The sequence below is a fragment of the Brevundimonas sp. EU05-FHT14B11 genome (assembly GCF_058790835.1).
On the sequence record NZ_JBYTCY010000002.1, the window covers coordinates 115,222 to 129,283 of the forward strand.

The following is a 14,062-nucleotide window of genomic DNA, read 5'->3' on the forward strand; positions in this document are numbered from 1 at the left end:
GTCGAGGTCCTCGCGCCACTGAAGGTGGTGGTCGCGGGCCCTGTCGCCGGGGTCGCATGCCGTCTTCATGCCCGGAGTGTGGCTGAATCTGTCCCGGTGGATTCCCTCCGCGTCGCCGGCCATCGAAGAGGCCACGACCTGATAGGTCGCCGTCGCCAAGCCTTATAAAAAGATGACTAAAATCAATGGTTCGGATTCAAAATCTGAGGTCTTTGATGCGCGACTTCAAACGGACGGGTTCGGAGGAATAGGCGACGGACGGGCCCGTCAGGTTCGTCTGTGACCCCCTGGCCACAGCCCGGATGTGGCCAAATCGGGGCCTTGCGGGCCGCATGACTCCTGTGTCATGTAATCGGTTACACGGTAAACGGACGGACCCGCGGGAAGCGGGCTGGAACCTGCGACCGGCTTGGGAGATCCACCTTGTTCCATTCGATGACGCAGCCTGACGGCGCGGGCGGTCGGGCTTGAAGCCGGCCACCATTCGCGACGTCGCCGAACGCGCGGACGTGTCCGTCGCGTCGGTTTCGCGCGTCCTGAACGGCGCCGGCCCGGTGACCGAGGCGACCCGCCAGCGGGTGCTGGCGGCGGTCGAGGCCCTGGAGTACGTGCCGCACTCGGGCGCCCGCAGCCTGTCGACCAGCCGGACCAACACCGTCGGCGTGATCCTTCCCGACCTGTACGGCGAGTTCTTCTCGGAGCTGATCCGCGGCATGGACGTCGCGGCCCGGGCCCTGGGCTACCACCTCATCGTTTCGTCCTCGCACGATGACGCCGACGAGGCGTCCTCGGCCATCCGCTCGATGCGCGGGCGGGTCGACGGCCTGATCGTCCTGTCGCCCCATCTGGGCGCCGCCAACCTGGCCTCGGGCCTGGCCGGGCGCATGCCGGTGCTGCTGATGAACGGCGGAGGCGTGGACACAGGCCGTCCTTCGATCATCATCGACAATCACGGCGGCGCCGTCGCCGCGGTCGAGCATCTGGTCGCCCTGGGGCGTCGCCGGATCGCCCATATCGCCGGTCCCGCGGGCAACCTCGAGGCCGAGGCCCGGATGGCGGGCTATCTCGAAGCCATGGCCGCCGCGGGCCTGCCGACGATGGTCGTGGACGGGGCCTTCACCAAGGCCTCGGGCCAGGAAGCGGGCGAGAAGCTGGCCGCGCGGGCGGATCGCCCCGACGCCGTCTTCGCCGCCAACGACAACATGGCGGTCGGGGCGCTGCTGGCCTTCCAGGACGCCGGGCTGCGCGTGCCCGAGGACGTGGCCATGGTCGGGTTCGACGACATTCCGCTGGCCGGGCTGGTCCGCCCCGCCCTGACCACGCTGAAGATCAACATCGCCGAGACGGGCCGCAATGCGCTCGAACGGCTCGTGAGACTCATCGGCTCCGCCGCCGACACCGCCTGCGAGGTTGTGCGCCCGGAGCTGGTGGTGAGGGCTTCCAGTAATCCGTTGACGCCGCCGCCCGGGCTGTCCGGTGCGGCGCATACCGACGTTCAGAAAATGTCACTTGAAGGGGAGAAACTTTGATGACGAGCAAGACCGGAAAGTATCTGGGGGCGGCCTCCGTCCTCGCTCTGGCGATCTCGATGGCCGCGGCCGGGGGCGCCGCGGCGCAGGTGTCGACCGCGACGCTGCGCGGCACCGTCTATGAGGGCCCCAGCGCCGAGACGGGCGGCACGGTCGTCGCGACCGAAGTCGCCACCGGCTACGTCAGCCGCGGCCGGATCGCCGCGGACGGCGGCTACGTCCTGCCGGGCCTGCGTCCGGGCACCTACCGCGTCCTCGTGACCAGCGCCGACGGCCAGACGGCCGAGGACACGGTCACGATCGTTCTGGGTCAGGTCGCCACCCTGGACCTCGATGTGGCCCCTGTTGTAACCGGTTCCACGGACGCTGGCGCGACCGAGCTGGGCGACGTCGTCGTGACCGGCCGCCGCATCTTCGAGGTCCGCACCTCGGAAGTGGCCACGAACGTAAGCCAGCAGCAGATCAACGACCTGCCGCAGATCAGCCGCAACTTCCTGAACTTCGCCGCCCTGGCTCCGGGCGTGCGCGTGCAGGAAGGCGACACCGAGCGCACCATCTCGGCCGGCGGCCAGCCGTCGATGGCGGTCAACGTCTTCATCGACGGCCAGAACCAGAAGTCGCTGATCAACGACGGCGGCATCGCCGGCCAGGACGACAGCCGCGGCAACCCGTTCCCGCAGGCCGCCGTGCAGGAGTTCCGGGTCCTGACCCAGAACTTCAAGGCCGAGTATGAGCAGGCCTCGTCGGCGATCATCACCTCGGTGACCCGTTCGGGCACCAACGAGTTCGCCGGTGACTTCTTCGTCACCTACCAGCCGTCGAACTGGGTCGGGCGGAACGTGTTCCTGCCGAGCAGCAGCGCTCGCCCGCGCCTGGATCGCATGCAGTACGGTGGTTCGATCGGCGGCCCGATCATCGAAGACAAGCTGCACTTCTTCTTCACCTACGAGCGCAAGGACGAGACGCGCGAGCGTTCGGTCTTCCTGAACCGCACGGAATACAACCCGCTGTTCGCGAGCGAGCTGGGCACCTTCGAGGCGCCGTTCGAACAGGATCTGTTCTTCGGCAAGCTGTCGTGGTCGATCGACGACCGCCAGCGCCTGGACCTGAGCGCGACCTACCGGACCGAGCAGGACATCCGCGACTTCGGCAACGGCGCCACCGCCTACGCCCGCGCCCAGGCGATCAATGTCGAGTACCGCTCGCTGAACCTGCGCCACCAGTTCCAGGGCGACGGCTTCCTGAACGAAGTCTCGGTCGACTATCTGGAGTCGCAGTACAATCCGCAGGCCCTGAACTTCAACCAGAGCGGCGCCCGCTTCGTGGAGTACGGCGACGCCAGCACCGGCGTCGGCGGCCTTCCGGGCTTCCAGTTCGGCTACGGCACCATCGCCTCGACGATCTTCACCAACGGCGGCGGAACGAACAACCAGGACCTGACGCAGGAGGTCCTGACCTTCCGTGACGACCTGACGTTCAGCGACATCGACTGGATGGGCACTCACACCCTGAAGATGGGCGTGAAGTACTCGATGCAGACCCTGTATGTTTACAAGCAGTTCAACCGGAACCCGTTCTTCACCTACGACGTCGATGCGCGTCCTGAGGTCAACGGCACGCGGACCATCCCGACCCAGGTGTCGCTGAACCTGCCGGTGGATCCGGTCGACGCCGAGAACAACGTCTTCGGCGCCTACATCCAGGACGACTGGCAGATCACCGACAAGCTCGAGGTCAATCTCGGCCTGCGCTGGGACTATGAGGACAACGCGGTCAACAACGACTGGCGTACGCCGGACGTGGTCCGCCGCCTGCTGACGGCCATCGACGGCGTCGCCGGCTTCGATTTCCCGTCCTACCTCGACATCAACGACTACATTTCGGACGGCAAGCGCGACGCCTTCAAGGACGCCTGGCAGCCGCGCATCGGCTTCAGCTACGACGTGTTCGGCGACGAGCGTACGGTGATCTTCGGCGGCGCCGGCCGGTACTATGACCGGATCGCGTTCAACTTCGCCTTCGACGAGCGCTTCAAGCCCTACCAGTTGAACAAGACCATCTACTTCTCGCCGGCCGGCGGGTCGTACGGCGGCCGCACGGACACCGTGGCGTGGAACCCGATCTACGCCACCCCGGCGGGTCTCGACACCCTGCTGCAGGGCACGGTCGGCCGCGGCGAAATCTTCCTGATCAAGGACGACGCCCCGCCGCCGCTGACGGACCAGTTCAACATCGGCGTCCGCCAGAAGTTCGGCGACTGGCAGACGGCCGTGACCTTCTCCTGGGCCAAGACGAAGAACGAGTTCGGCTGGTACCGCGCCAACATCGACCCGACGAACAATCAGGTTCCGGCGGCCGTCCGTCCGTCGGCGCTGATCGATCCGGTGACCGGCCTGCCGTTCAACTTCAATGACGGCGTCTTCGTCTCGAACCACGACCGTGAGCGCGACTATCAGGCGATCTTCATCACCGCCGACAAGCCGTTCACCCGGGACAGCGGCTGGGGCTTCAACCTGGCCTACACCTTCACGGAAGCCACCCAGAACGGCAGCCGCGACCAGGGCACCGGCAACTTCGACTTCGACTATCCGTGGACCTCGTACACCCCCGAGTTCAACTCGCCGGGCGCCGAGCGTCACCGCCTGGTCATGTCGGGCACGGTGCAGCTGCCGTACGACTTCCGCCTGTCGACCCTGATCACCCTGGGCTCGGGCCTGCCGTTCACGAAGTTCAACCCGGGCAGCGGGGCCAAGCCCGGCTGGTTCGAGGCCTATCCGGACAAGAAGGACTTCATCATCCCGAACGCCTGGGCCTACCGTCAGGTCGATCTGCGGATCGCCAAGGAGATCGAACTCCCGAACGGCGACTTCGTCGAACTGACCTTCGACGCGATCAACGTTCTGGATTTCAAGAACTTCAGCAGCTTCAACCAGACCTACCGGATCAACAACAACACGCCGGATTCCGCTCTGAACCCGACGTTCGGCAATCCGACCGCCCAGTTCCTGCCGACGCGCAGCTTCCAGGTCGGCCTGCGCTACCGCTGGTAATCGTCTCCTGAGCCTGACGGCCGCCCCTGGGGCCAACCCCGGGGGCGGCCGATTTTTTGACTGAGTGTGTTTTCGAGTAAGGATGGACCCCATGGATCGCAGACGGTTTCTGATGGGCTCCGCCGTCGCCGGCGCGGCCCTCGCGGCGGCGGGGTGCACGACCATGGCTCAGCCTGCCGTCTCGCCGATCCGGACCCGCGTCGATCCCGCCGTCCACGACCTGCAACGCCGGACCTTCGACTGGTTCGTCCACGTCACCGACCGCTTGACCGGCCTGACGCCCGACCGCTGGCCGACGCCGTCCTTCAGCTCGGTCGCCGCCGTGGGCTTCGCCCTGACCTGCTGGCCCGTCGGCGTCGAGCGCGGCTGGATGAGCCGCGAGGAGGCGCGCGAGCGCACCCTGACCACCATCCGCTTCTTCCACGACCTGCCGCAGGGGCCGGAGGCCGCCGGCGTGGGCGGGTACAAGGGCTTCTTCTACCACTTCCTCGACATGAAGACCGGCCACCGCTTCGGCCGCACCGAGCTGTCGACGGTCGACACCACCTTCCTGGTCGCGGGCATGCTGTTCGCCGCCCGCTGGTTCGACGGGGAGCACCCCGCCGAGGCCGAGATCCGGCGTCTGGCCCAGGCCGTCTACGACCGGGTCGAGTGGGACTGGGCCGTGGTCCGTCCGAACCGCATCACCATGGGCTGGCACCCGGAGAGCGGCTACATCCCGGCCGACTGGAACGTCTACAACGAGGGCATGCTGGTCCTGCTGCTGGCCATCGGCAGTTCGACCCATCCCGTGCCGACCACCGTCTGGGACGAGTGGTGCAGCGTCTACGACCACAGCTGGACCGACCGCTGGGGTCCCAAGCACCTGCATTTCGCGCCCCTGTTCGGGCACGAGTTCAGCCACATGTACGTCGACTTCCGCGGCATCCAGGATCCGTGGCTGCGTCAGCAGCAGGCCGAGATGCCGGGCTTCGACTATTTCCAGAACAGCGTCCGCGCGGTCGAGGCCCAGCGCAAATACGCCATCGACAATCCGCAGGGCTGGGCCGGCTATTCGGAGAACGTCTGGGGCCTGACCGCCTGCGACGGGCCGGGCGACTTCCGCCAGGTGATCGACGGGCGCGAGCGCGAGTTCTTCAGCTATTCGGCGCGCGGCCCGGGCGAGCGTGACGACGGCACGATCGCGCCGACGGCGGCCATGGCCTCCATCCCCTTCGCGCCCGACCACGTCACCGCCTGCCTGAAGGCGATGAAGGCCCGCTACGGCGCGGGAATCTACACCCGCTACGGCTTCCTGGACTCGTTCAACCCGACCCTGACCCAGAGCGACTCGGAGCTGCGGCACGGCAAGATCCTGCCGGGCATCGGCTGGGTCGCCGACGACTACCTGGGCATCGACCAGGGCCCCATCGTCATCCAGATCGAGAACCATCGCTCGGACCTGGTGTGGAAGCATATGCGCGGCGAGCCGAACCTGACGCGCGGCCTGCAGAAGGCCGGCTTCACCGGCGGCTGGCTGGACGCATGAACCTGACCCGGCCGGATCGGCGGACGGCGCTCGGCCTTCTGGCCGGGGCGGCCGCGTCCGGCCTGACGGCCTGCGGCCCTCGCAATGACGGCCGGATCCACCTGCGCTTCTGGGCCATGGGCAATGAGGCGACCAACGTCGGTCAGATCCTGCCGGAGTTCGAGCGGCTGAACCCCGGCATCCGGGTCGAGGTCCAGGCCCTGCCGTGGACGGCGGCCCACTCCAAGCTGCTGACCGCCTATGCCGGCGCCTCGCTGCCGGACGTCAGCCAGGTGGGCAACACCTGGGTGTCCGAGATGACGGCCATCGGCGCGATCAGCCCGACGCCGGACTTCGCCGCCGACCTGCTGAACGACCAGTTCCCGGCGGTGCTGGACACCAACAGCATCAACGGCCGCCCGATGGCGACGCCCTGGTATGTGGACACGCGGCTGATCTTCTACCGCTCCGACATTCTCGAGCGCGCCGGCTATGACGCCGTGCCCCAGACCTGGGCCGAGTGGAAACAGTCGATGCACGCGGTCAAACGCGTGGTCGGGCCGGACAAGTACGCCGTGCTGCTGCCGGTCAACGAGTTCGAGCAGCTGCTCACCTTCGGCCTGCAGGGCGACGAGGCCCTGCTGCGCGACCGGGACACGCGCGGCAACTTCGCCAACCCGTCCTTCATCGCGGCCCTGGCCTTCTACAAGAGCCTGTTCGACGAGAAGCTGGCCCCGCTGGCCTCGGCGGCGCAGATCTCCAACGTCTGGACCGAGTTCGAGCGCGGCTGGTTCAGCTTCTACTTCTCCGGCCCGTGGACCATCGGCGACTTCAAGACGCGGCTGGCGCCGGGCACGCGCTGGATGACCTCGGGCGTGCCGGGGCCGACCGGGCCAGGGGCCTCGGCGCCCGGCGGGTCGTCGCTGGTCGTCTACCGCTCGTCGCCGCATCAGGAGGCGGCGTGGAAGCTGGTCCGCTACCTGTCCGAGCCGCGCGTGCAGGCGATCTTCAACGGCATCACCGGCAACCTGCCGGCGCGCGAAAGCGCCTGGGCCGCGCCGACGGTGGCGAATGATCCCTACATCGCCGCCTTCAAGGGCCAGCTGGCGCGGGCGAAGGCGGTGCCCAAGGTGCCGGAGTGGGAGCGGATCGTGACCGAGATGCAGATCGTGGCCGAACGCATGGTGCGCGGCGAATACACGCCCGCGACCGCCGCGGCCGAGATCGACCGCCGCGCCGACCGGCTGCTGGAGAAACGCCGCTGGATGATCGAACAGGGGAGGGCCGAATGACCGCCCAGCCCGTACCGCACGCGGGCGGCGCGCCCATGACCCGCAAGCGCGAGCGCGCGGCCTGGGGCTTCGTCGCCCCGGCGCTGATCGCCATCGGCGTCTTCTTCGCCATTCCGGTGTTCGCGGCCCTGCTGCTCAGCCTGACCGATTTCGACATCTATGCGCTGGCCGACATCGGCAACATGCGCTTCGTCGGCCTGCAGAACTACGAGCGGCTGTTCACCAATCCGCTGTTCTGGGGCGCGATGAAGAACACCGGCCTGTTCGCCGTGCTGGGCGTGCCGCTGTCCATCGCCACTTCGCTGGGCGCCGCCGTGATCCTGAACGCGCGGGTGGTGAAGTGGCGGCCGCTGTGGCGGGTGATGTTCTTCGCCCCCTATGTGACCACCCTGGTCGCCACGGCGGTGCTGTGGAACTACCTGCTGCACACCCGCTACGGCGTGATCAACTGGGCCATCTCCAGCGTGGGCCTTCAGCCGGTGGACTGGCTGGGCGATCCCTCGACCTCCATCCCGGCCATCCTGATGTTCGTGGTGTGGAAGATTTTCGGCTACAACATGCTGATCTTCCTGGCGGTCCTGCAGACCGTGCCGGACGACCTGTATGAGGCCGCGCGCATCGACGGGGCCGGGCCGTGGAAGCAGTTCCGGCACGTGACCCTGCCGGCCATCGCCCCAACCCTGCTGCTGGTCTCGATCATCTCGGTGGCGGGCTTCTTCCAGCTGTTCGCCGAACCCTATGTGATGACCCAGGGCGGGCCCGCCCAGTCGACCGTGACGGTGCTCTACTTCATGTACGAAGAGGGCTTCAAATGGTGGAACCTGGGCTCCGCCAGCGCCGTGGCCTTCGTCCTGTTCCTCTGCATCCTGGCGGTGACCCTGGTGCAGCTGGCGGTGGCCAGGCGGGTGGGGGCGTACGAATGAAGCTGCGCCCGATCCTGCTCAATGTCGCCGTCGCCGTCATCGCCCTGCTGGTGCTGTTCCCGCTGGCCTGGATGCTGTCGGTCAGCTTCATGTCGACCGGCGAGGCCTCGGCCTTCCCGCCGCCGCTGCTGCCCAAGGTCTGGACGCTGGAGCACTATCGCGACCTGTTCGTGAGCCAGGGCATGGGCCGCTATCTGTGGAACAGCTTCGCCCTGGCGACGCTGGGCACCATCCTGGCCCTCCTGTTCACGGTGCCGGCCGGCTACGCCTTCGCCAAGCTGCGGTTCCGGGGACGGGAGCGGATCTTCCAGATCCTGGTCGGGGCGCTGGTGGTGCCGGCCCAGATCGGCACCCTGCCGCTGTTCCTGATGCTGAAGTCGATGGGGCTGGTGAACACCTACGCCGGGGCGCTGGTGCCGTGGCTGGCCTCGATCTTCGGCCTGTTCCTGGTGCGCCAGTACGCGCTGAGCATTCCCGACGAGATGCTGGAGGCCGCTCGCATCGACGGGGCCAGCGAGGGGCAGATCTTCCGCCGGGTGGTGCTGCCGACGCTGCAGCCTATCGTGGTGACCCTGGCGCTGTTCGTCTTCCTGGGCAGCTGGAACGATTTCCTGTGGCCGCTGATCATCCTGACGGACCAGTCCAACTACACCCTGCCGGTGGCGCTGGCGGCGCTGTCGCGCGAGCATGTGCAGGACGTCGAGCTGATGATGGCCAGCGCCGTCATCACCGTCGCCCCGGTGCTGATCCTCTTCCTGGCCCTGCAACGCTACTACATCCGCGGCATGCTCGCGGGCAGCGTGAAGGGCTGAACCAAATCGTCCGCTCATCCCGGTGAAAGCCGGAACCCAGTGTTTTGGGCGAAGGAGCGGAACCGGGATCACGCCGTCGCTGATCCCCTGAACGCCGGCGTCACGCTGGACAGGACTGGGTCCCGGCTTTCGCCGGGATGAGCGGAGAGTTTGTATGCGCCCGTTTGTCATCGCCGCCGCCTTCGCCCTGGCCCTCGCGCTCCCGGCTCACGCCCAGGCCCCCCGTGCGCTCGACACGTTCGAGACCCTGACCCCGTGGAAGGCCGACGCCTCCACCGACGTGTCCTCGGCGATCTCGGCCGTCGACGGCCACGACGGCCGGGCGATGCGGCTGGACTACGACTTCAACGGCCGGTCCGGCTACGCTTTCGCGGCGCGGACGCTCGATCTGGCGGTCCCCGACAACTACGAGATCAGCTTCTGGGCGCGCGGCGAGATGCTGCCCAATACGCTGGAGATCAAATTCACCGACGCCTCGGGCGAGAACGTCCACTGGCGCCAGGTGCGGGCCTTCCAGGCCGCGAACGGCTGGACCCGCTACACGATCAAGAAGCGCCAGATCATCTGGGCCTGGGGGCCGAACCCCGACCGCACCTTCCGCGGCGCGGCGCGGATCGAGTTCGTGGTCACGGCGGGGCAGGGCGGCAAAGGCTGGCTGGAGATCGACCAACTGGAGCTGCGCGACCTGCCGCCCGAGCCGTCGGTCGCCCCGCGTCCGGTGGTGAGCGCGTCCAGCGAGGACGGCGTCAACCTGGCCGCCCGCGCGGTCGATGACGATCCGCTGACCTTCTGGCGCACCACGGGGGCCGGGGCGCAGAGCCTGACGCTGGACCTCGGCTATGAGCGGGAGTTCGGCGGCCTGACCCTGCGCTGGGCCGAGCGGATGGGGGCGTCGCGCTATCGGCTGATGGCGTCGTCGGACGGGCGCGACTGGCGCGAGCTGGCGGCGGTGAACGGCGGTGACGGCGGCGTCGACTGGCTGCGCACGCCCGAGGCCTCGGCCCGCTGGCTGCGCCTCGACCTGGAGGCGCCCCGCGACGAGAGCGGCGTCGTCGGTCAGGCGGGCGCGGGGCAGCGCCTGGGCCAGGCGGCGGCCGACGCCTATGCGCTGAACAGCCTCGAGATCGAGCCCCTGTCGTTCGGCGAGACCCCGACGACCTTCATGCTGGCCGTGGCTGGGGAGAGCCGCCGCGGCCTCTATCCGCGCGGCTTCGCGGGCGAGCAGCCCTACTGGACCCTAGTCGGCGTCGACGGCGGCGGCGAGAGCGGCCTGATGGGCGAGGACGGCGCGATTGAGCTGCGCAGGGGTGGGCAGACCGTCGAGCCGTTCGTGCTCGACAACGGTCGGCTGGTGACCTGGGCCGATGTGAACATCACCCAGAGCCTCGCGGGCGGCGACCTGCCGATCCCCTCCGTGACGTGGGAAGGCGACGGCTGGACGCTGAAGACCACGGCCTTCGCGGAGGGCGGGCGGCGTCCGCCGTCGATCTATGGCCGCTATGACCTGACCAACACCTCGGATCGCCCGCGCACCCTGACGCTGGCGCTGGCCGCGCGTCCGTTCCAGGTCAACGGGCCGAGCCAGTTCCTGACCACGCCCGGCGGCGTGGCCCCTATCGAAGGCATGACCTGGCAGACGCACGGCGTCTTGCCGCTGGTCGGCGGCGCCGCCGTCCGGCCCATCGTCGCGCCGGATCGCTATGTCGCCTCGACCTTCGACGCGGGATCGGACCCGCAGAGTCTTCTGGCTTCGGGCCGCACCAGTGGCCGGACCGTGGTGGACCCTACCGGCCTGGCCTCCGGCGCCTTCGTCTATGAGGTGACGCTGGCGCCGGGCGAGACGCGAACCTTCGGCTTCATGTCGCCGCTGACCCGGAGCCATCTGTATTTCGCCGACACCCAGGGCTCGGACGACCCCGCCGCCTTCTTCTCGGCGCGGCAGGCCGAGACCGCCGCCCAATGGCGCGAGAAGCTGGACCGGTTCGACATCACCCTGCCGCCGGCCGCCGGGCCGGTGGAGGCGGTGATGAAGGCCTCGCTGGCCCATATGCTGATGTCGCGGCAGGGGCCGATCCTGCAGCCGGGGACGCGCAGCTATAACCGCAGCTGGATCCGCGACGGGGCCATGATGGCCGAGGGGCTGAACCGGCTGGGCCACGCGGACCTGTCGGCCGACTATCTGCGCTGGTTCGCGCCGCTGGTGTTCGAGAACGGCAAGGTGCCGTGCTGCGCCGACAGCCGGGGCGCCGATCCGGTGCCCGAGAACGACAGCCACGGCGAGTTCGTCTTCCTGGCCGCCGAGGCCTATCGCTACACCGGCGACGCGACGCTGCTGCGCTCGGTCTGGCCGCAGGTGCAGGGCGCTATCCGCTACATGGACGAACTGCGCGCCTCGACCCGCACCGCCGAGTTCGAGGCGGCGGACAAGCGCCACCTCTACGGCCTGCTGCCCCCGACCATCAGCCACGAGGGCTATTCCGACCGTCCGGCCTACAGCTATTGGGACGACTTCTGGGGCCTGCGCGGCTACGGCGACGCGGTCTTCATCGCCGAGACCCTGGGGGATGCCGAAGCCGCGGCCCGCTTCCGGGCCTCGGAAGCCCAGTTCAAGGCCGACATCATGGCCTCGATCACCGCGACGGCGCGGGCGCACGGCATCGACTGGATCGCCGGGGCCGCCGACCGGGGCGATTTCGACGCCACCTCCACCACCATCGCCCTGTCGCCGGGCGGGCTGGTCGACGACCTGCCGCAGGACCTGCTGACCGGCACCTTCGACAAGTGGTGGGAGAACTTCACCGCCCGGCAGGAGAACCGCCAGGGATGGAAGGACTACACGCCCTACGAACTGCGCAATGTCGGGGCCATGGTGCGGCTGGGACGACGGGACGAGGCGCTGCGGGCGCTGGACTTCTACTTCGCCGACATGCGTCCCCGGGCGTGGAACGGCTGGGCCGAGGTGGTGGGCCGCGATGAACGCGAGCCGCGCTTCATCGGCGACATGCCGCACGCCTGGATCAGCTCGGACTACATCCGCTCGGCTCTGGACCTGCTGGTCTATGAGCGCGACAGCGACCACGCCCTGATGCTGGCCGCCGGCGTGCCGACCGCCTGGCTGGAGGGCGAAGGCGTCGGGGTCCGCGCGGTGCGCACCCCCTACGGGTCGCTGACCTATCGCCTGCGCCGGGACGGACGCGGCTTCGTGCTGACGCTGGAGCCGGGCGTGACGCCGCCGGGCGGGTTCGTCATCCCGTGGCCGAAGGGCCAGACGCCGCCGGCCGCCGTGCGGATCGACGGCCGCGCGGCGGCCTTCGCCGACGGGGAGCTGAAGATCCCCGCCGGCGCGCGCCGGGTGGAGCTGCGCTGATCAGGAGGCGGCGGGCGGGACCTCGACGACGGGCTCGGCAGCCGGAGCGGCCTCGCCCTCGCAGTAGACCATCCCCTCGACGTTGAAGTCGCCGGGCCGCCCGCCGTAGTGCTCGTACAGCACCGTCGGGCGCACCGCGGTGTGGATGATCTTGCGCTTCACCTTGCCGCCGCACAGCTCCTGCGCCCGCCGTTCCCAGTAGGCCATGGCGGTGTCAGGATCGGGCCGGATGACGCGGACGGTGTGGCCGCCGTCCGCCGTCGGCGTGTCCAGATAGCCGTAGTAGGCCTTCTCGGGGCCGCCGATCATGACGTAGCCATGATCGGTCATGCACCCGCCGGCGCCCAGGCCCGCCAGGGCGATGAGGGCCACCGTCCGGGCGACGCCGCTCATCGCGAGCGGCGCGACGGGCGGGCGGCCTCGCGGATCGCGGTCATGCGGTCCTGGTGCACGCGCGCGATGCTCATGGTGTTGCCATAGGTGGTGAAGCCCACGACCTCGGCCGGCGACGAGACGTAGGAGCCGGTGATGGTCCCGGCGCCGATGCGGCGCACGGTGCGGCCGTCGGGCAGGGTCTCGACCAGTTCATCCTGGCCGGTCAGGCTGGGCACCGCCGTCCGGTTCAGGTCCAGCAGCGTATAGCGGGCGATGAAGACGTGCGCGTTCTCGATCTCGGCGCGCAGCAGGGCGCCGTTGTCCTTGATCCATTCGCGGGCCAGGAAGATGCCGATCTCCCCCTTGGTCAGCTCGTCGTCGCGGGCCTGCTCCAGCTCCTTGTTCATGGCCTTGAAGGCGTCGGTGCCTTCCACCGGCATGGCGCCGTTCTCGTCGCGGGCGCTCTCGTGGATGGAGGCGATCAGACGCTCGCGCAGGTCCGGCGTCAGGACCGGGATCGGCAGCTGGCGCGAGTTGTAGGTGAAGGTGTTCCGATAGGTCGGGCCCGACAGTTCGGACTTCGGCGGCGACCCTTCGAAGGTATAGGGGGTCACATATGGGATCGCCGGATTCAGATAGCTGATCGTCACGATCACCTGCAGCGTGCTGGCGTCCTCGGACAGGCGGTAGTCGGCGTCGATCTCGACCGTATCGTTGAGCGGCTCGGGCGCGGTGAGCTTCTGGACGGTGGACACTTCCGAGAAGACGACGCCGGTCCCGCCCGACGCCGCGGCCATCTGCCGGCGGAATTGCTCGGCCAGCGAGGCGTTGATCTCATCAACCGGCATGACCTCGGCGATCTCGTCGGAGACCTTGCCGGCGCGCCGGGCCGGGAAGGAGTTCATGATCGCATCCATGGTCGCGGTGACCAGGGCGCCGATCAGGCCGTAGCCTGCGCCGGCGGCGGAGCTGTCCTGGGCGAACCAGGTCTTGGCGACGCCGTTGTTGTCCTCGACCACCACGATGGGGGTCGGCCCCATCGCCGCGGCCTGTTCCGCGTTCAGCGGACGCATGTTCGGCACCGGCGCTGTCGCGCAGGCGGCGAGAGACGACGCGACAAGCGCGCTGACGACAAGATTTCGCATGATACCCCCCAAGTCGTCTCCCCAGACGACACGCGGGTTAGCCTATCTTCGGGCGGGAGTGA

Annotated in this window: 9 protein-coding genes; 7 read left to right on the forward strand and 2 right to left on the reverse strand. The window is 68.6% G+C overall.

Going from position 1 to position 14,062, the window contains the following annotated elements; translation table 11 throughout:
* The first annotated feature begins 467 nt into the window (after positions 1-467).
* The 7 genes from AC3WRV_RS08030 to AC3WRV_RS08060 all read left to right on the forward strand — a co-directional run bounded on the left by AC3WRV_RS08030 (position 468) and on the right by AC3WRV_RS08060 (position 12,480).
* Positions 468-1,529 carry a LacI family DNA-binding transcriptional regulator gene (locus AC3WRV_RS08030; RefSeq protein WP_492312827.1) on the forward strand — a complete coding sequence of 354 codons (1,062 nt, stop codon included), beginning with the start codon at positions 468-470 and terminating at the stop codon, positions 1,527-1,529.
* Complete coding sequence (locus AC3WRV_RS08035; RefSeq protein WP_492312828.1) at positions 1,529-4,579, forward strand: TonB-dependent receptor; 3,051 nt, start codon at positions 1,529-1,531, stop codon at positions 4,577-4,579. Before AC3WRV_RS08030 ends, AC3WRV_RS08035 begins: the two co-directional genes overlap by 1 nt.
* A gap of 91 nt (positions 4,580-4,670) precedes the next feature.
* Entirely contained in the window at positions 4,671-6,107 is a 1,437-nt protein-coding gene (locus AC3WRV_RS08040; protein WP_492312829.1) for a glucoamylase family protein, read from the forward strand.
* A complete protein-coding gene (locus AC3WRV_RS08045; protein WP_492312830.1) occupies positions 6,104-7,378 on the forward strand; it encodes an extracellular solute-binding protein in 1,275 nt (424 codons plus the stop codon). The genes AC3WRV_RS08040 and AC3WRV_RS08045 overlap by 4 nt, the downstream gene beginning before the upstream one ends.
* Complete coding sequence (locus AC3WRV_RS08050; RefSeq protein ID WP_492312831.1) at positions 7,375-8,301, forward strand: carbohydrate ABC transporter permease; 927 nt, start codon at positions 7,375-7,377, stop codon at positions 8,299-8,301. The genes AC3WRV_RS08045 and AC3WRV_RS08050 overlap by 4 nt, the downstream gene beginning before the upstream one ends.
* A complete protein-coding gene (locus AC3WRV_RS08055) occupies positions 8,298-9,113 on the forward strand; it encodes a carbohydrate ABC transporter permease (protein ID WP_492312832.1) in 816 nt (271 codons plus the stop codon). The genes AC3WRV_RS08050 and AC3WRV_RS08055 overlap by 4 nt, the downstream gene beginning before the upstream one ends.
* Before the next feature lie 154 nt (positions 9,114-9,267).
* Positions 9,268-12,480 carry a discoidin domain-containing protein gene (locus AC3WRV_RS08060; protein WP_492312833.1) on the forward strand — a complete coding sequence of 1,071 codons (3,213 nt, stop codon included), beginning with the start codon at positions 9,268-9,270 and terminating at the stop codon, positions 12,478-12,480.
* Here the strand turns inward: AC3WRV_RS08060 and AC3WRV_RS08065 are convergent, their stop codons facing one another.
* Both AC3WRV_RS08065 and AC3WRV_RS08070 read right to left on the reverse strand, forming a co-directional pair.
* Positions 12,481-12,873 carry a hypothetical protein gene (locus AC3WRV_RS08065; RefSeq protein WP_492312834.1) on the reverse strand — a complete coding sequence of 131 codons (393 nt, stop codon included), beginning with the start codon at positions 12,871-12,873 and terminating at the stop codon, positions 12,481-12,483. It lies immediately after the preceding gene.
* Positions 12,870-14,000 carry a hypothetical protein gene (locus AC3WRV_RS08070; RefSeq protein ID WP_492312835.1) on the reverse strand — a complete coding sequence of 377 codons (1,131 nt, stop codon included), beginning with the start codon at positions 13,998-14,000 and terminating at the stop codon, positions 12,870-12,872. Before AC3WRV_RS08070 ends, AC3WRV_RS08065 begins: the two co-directional genes overlap by 4 nt.
* Between the last annotated feature and the right edge of the window lie 62 nt (positions 14,001-14,062).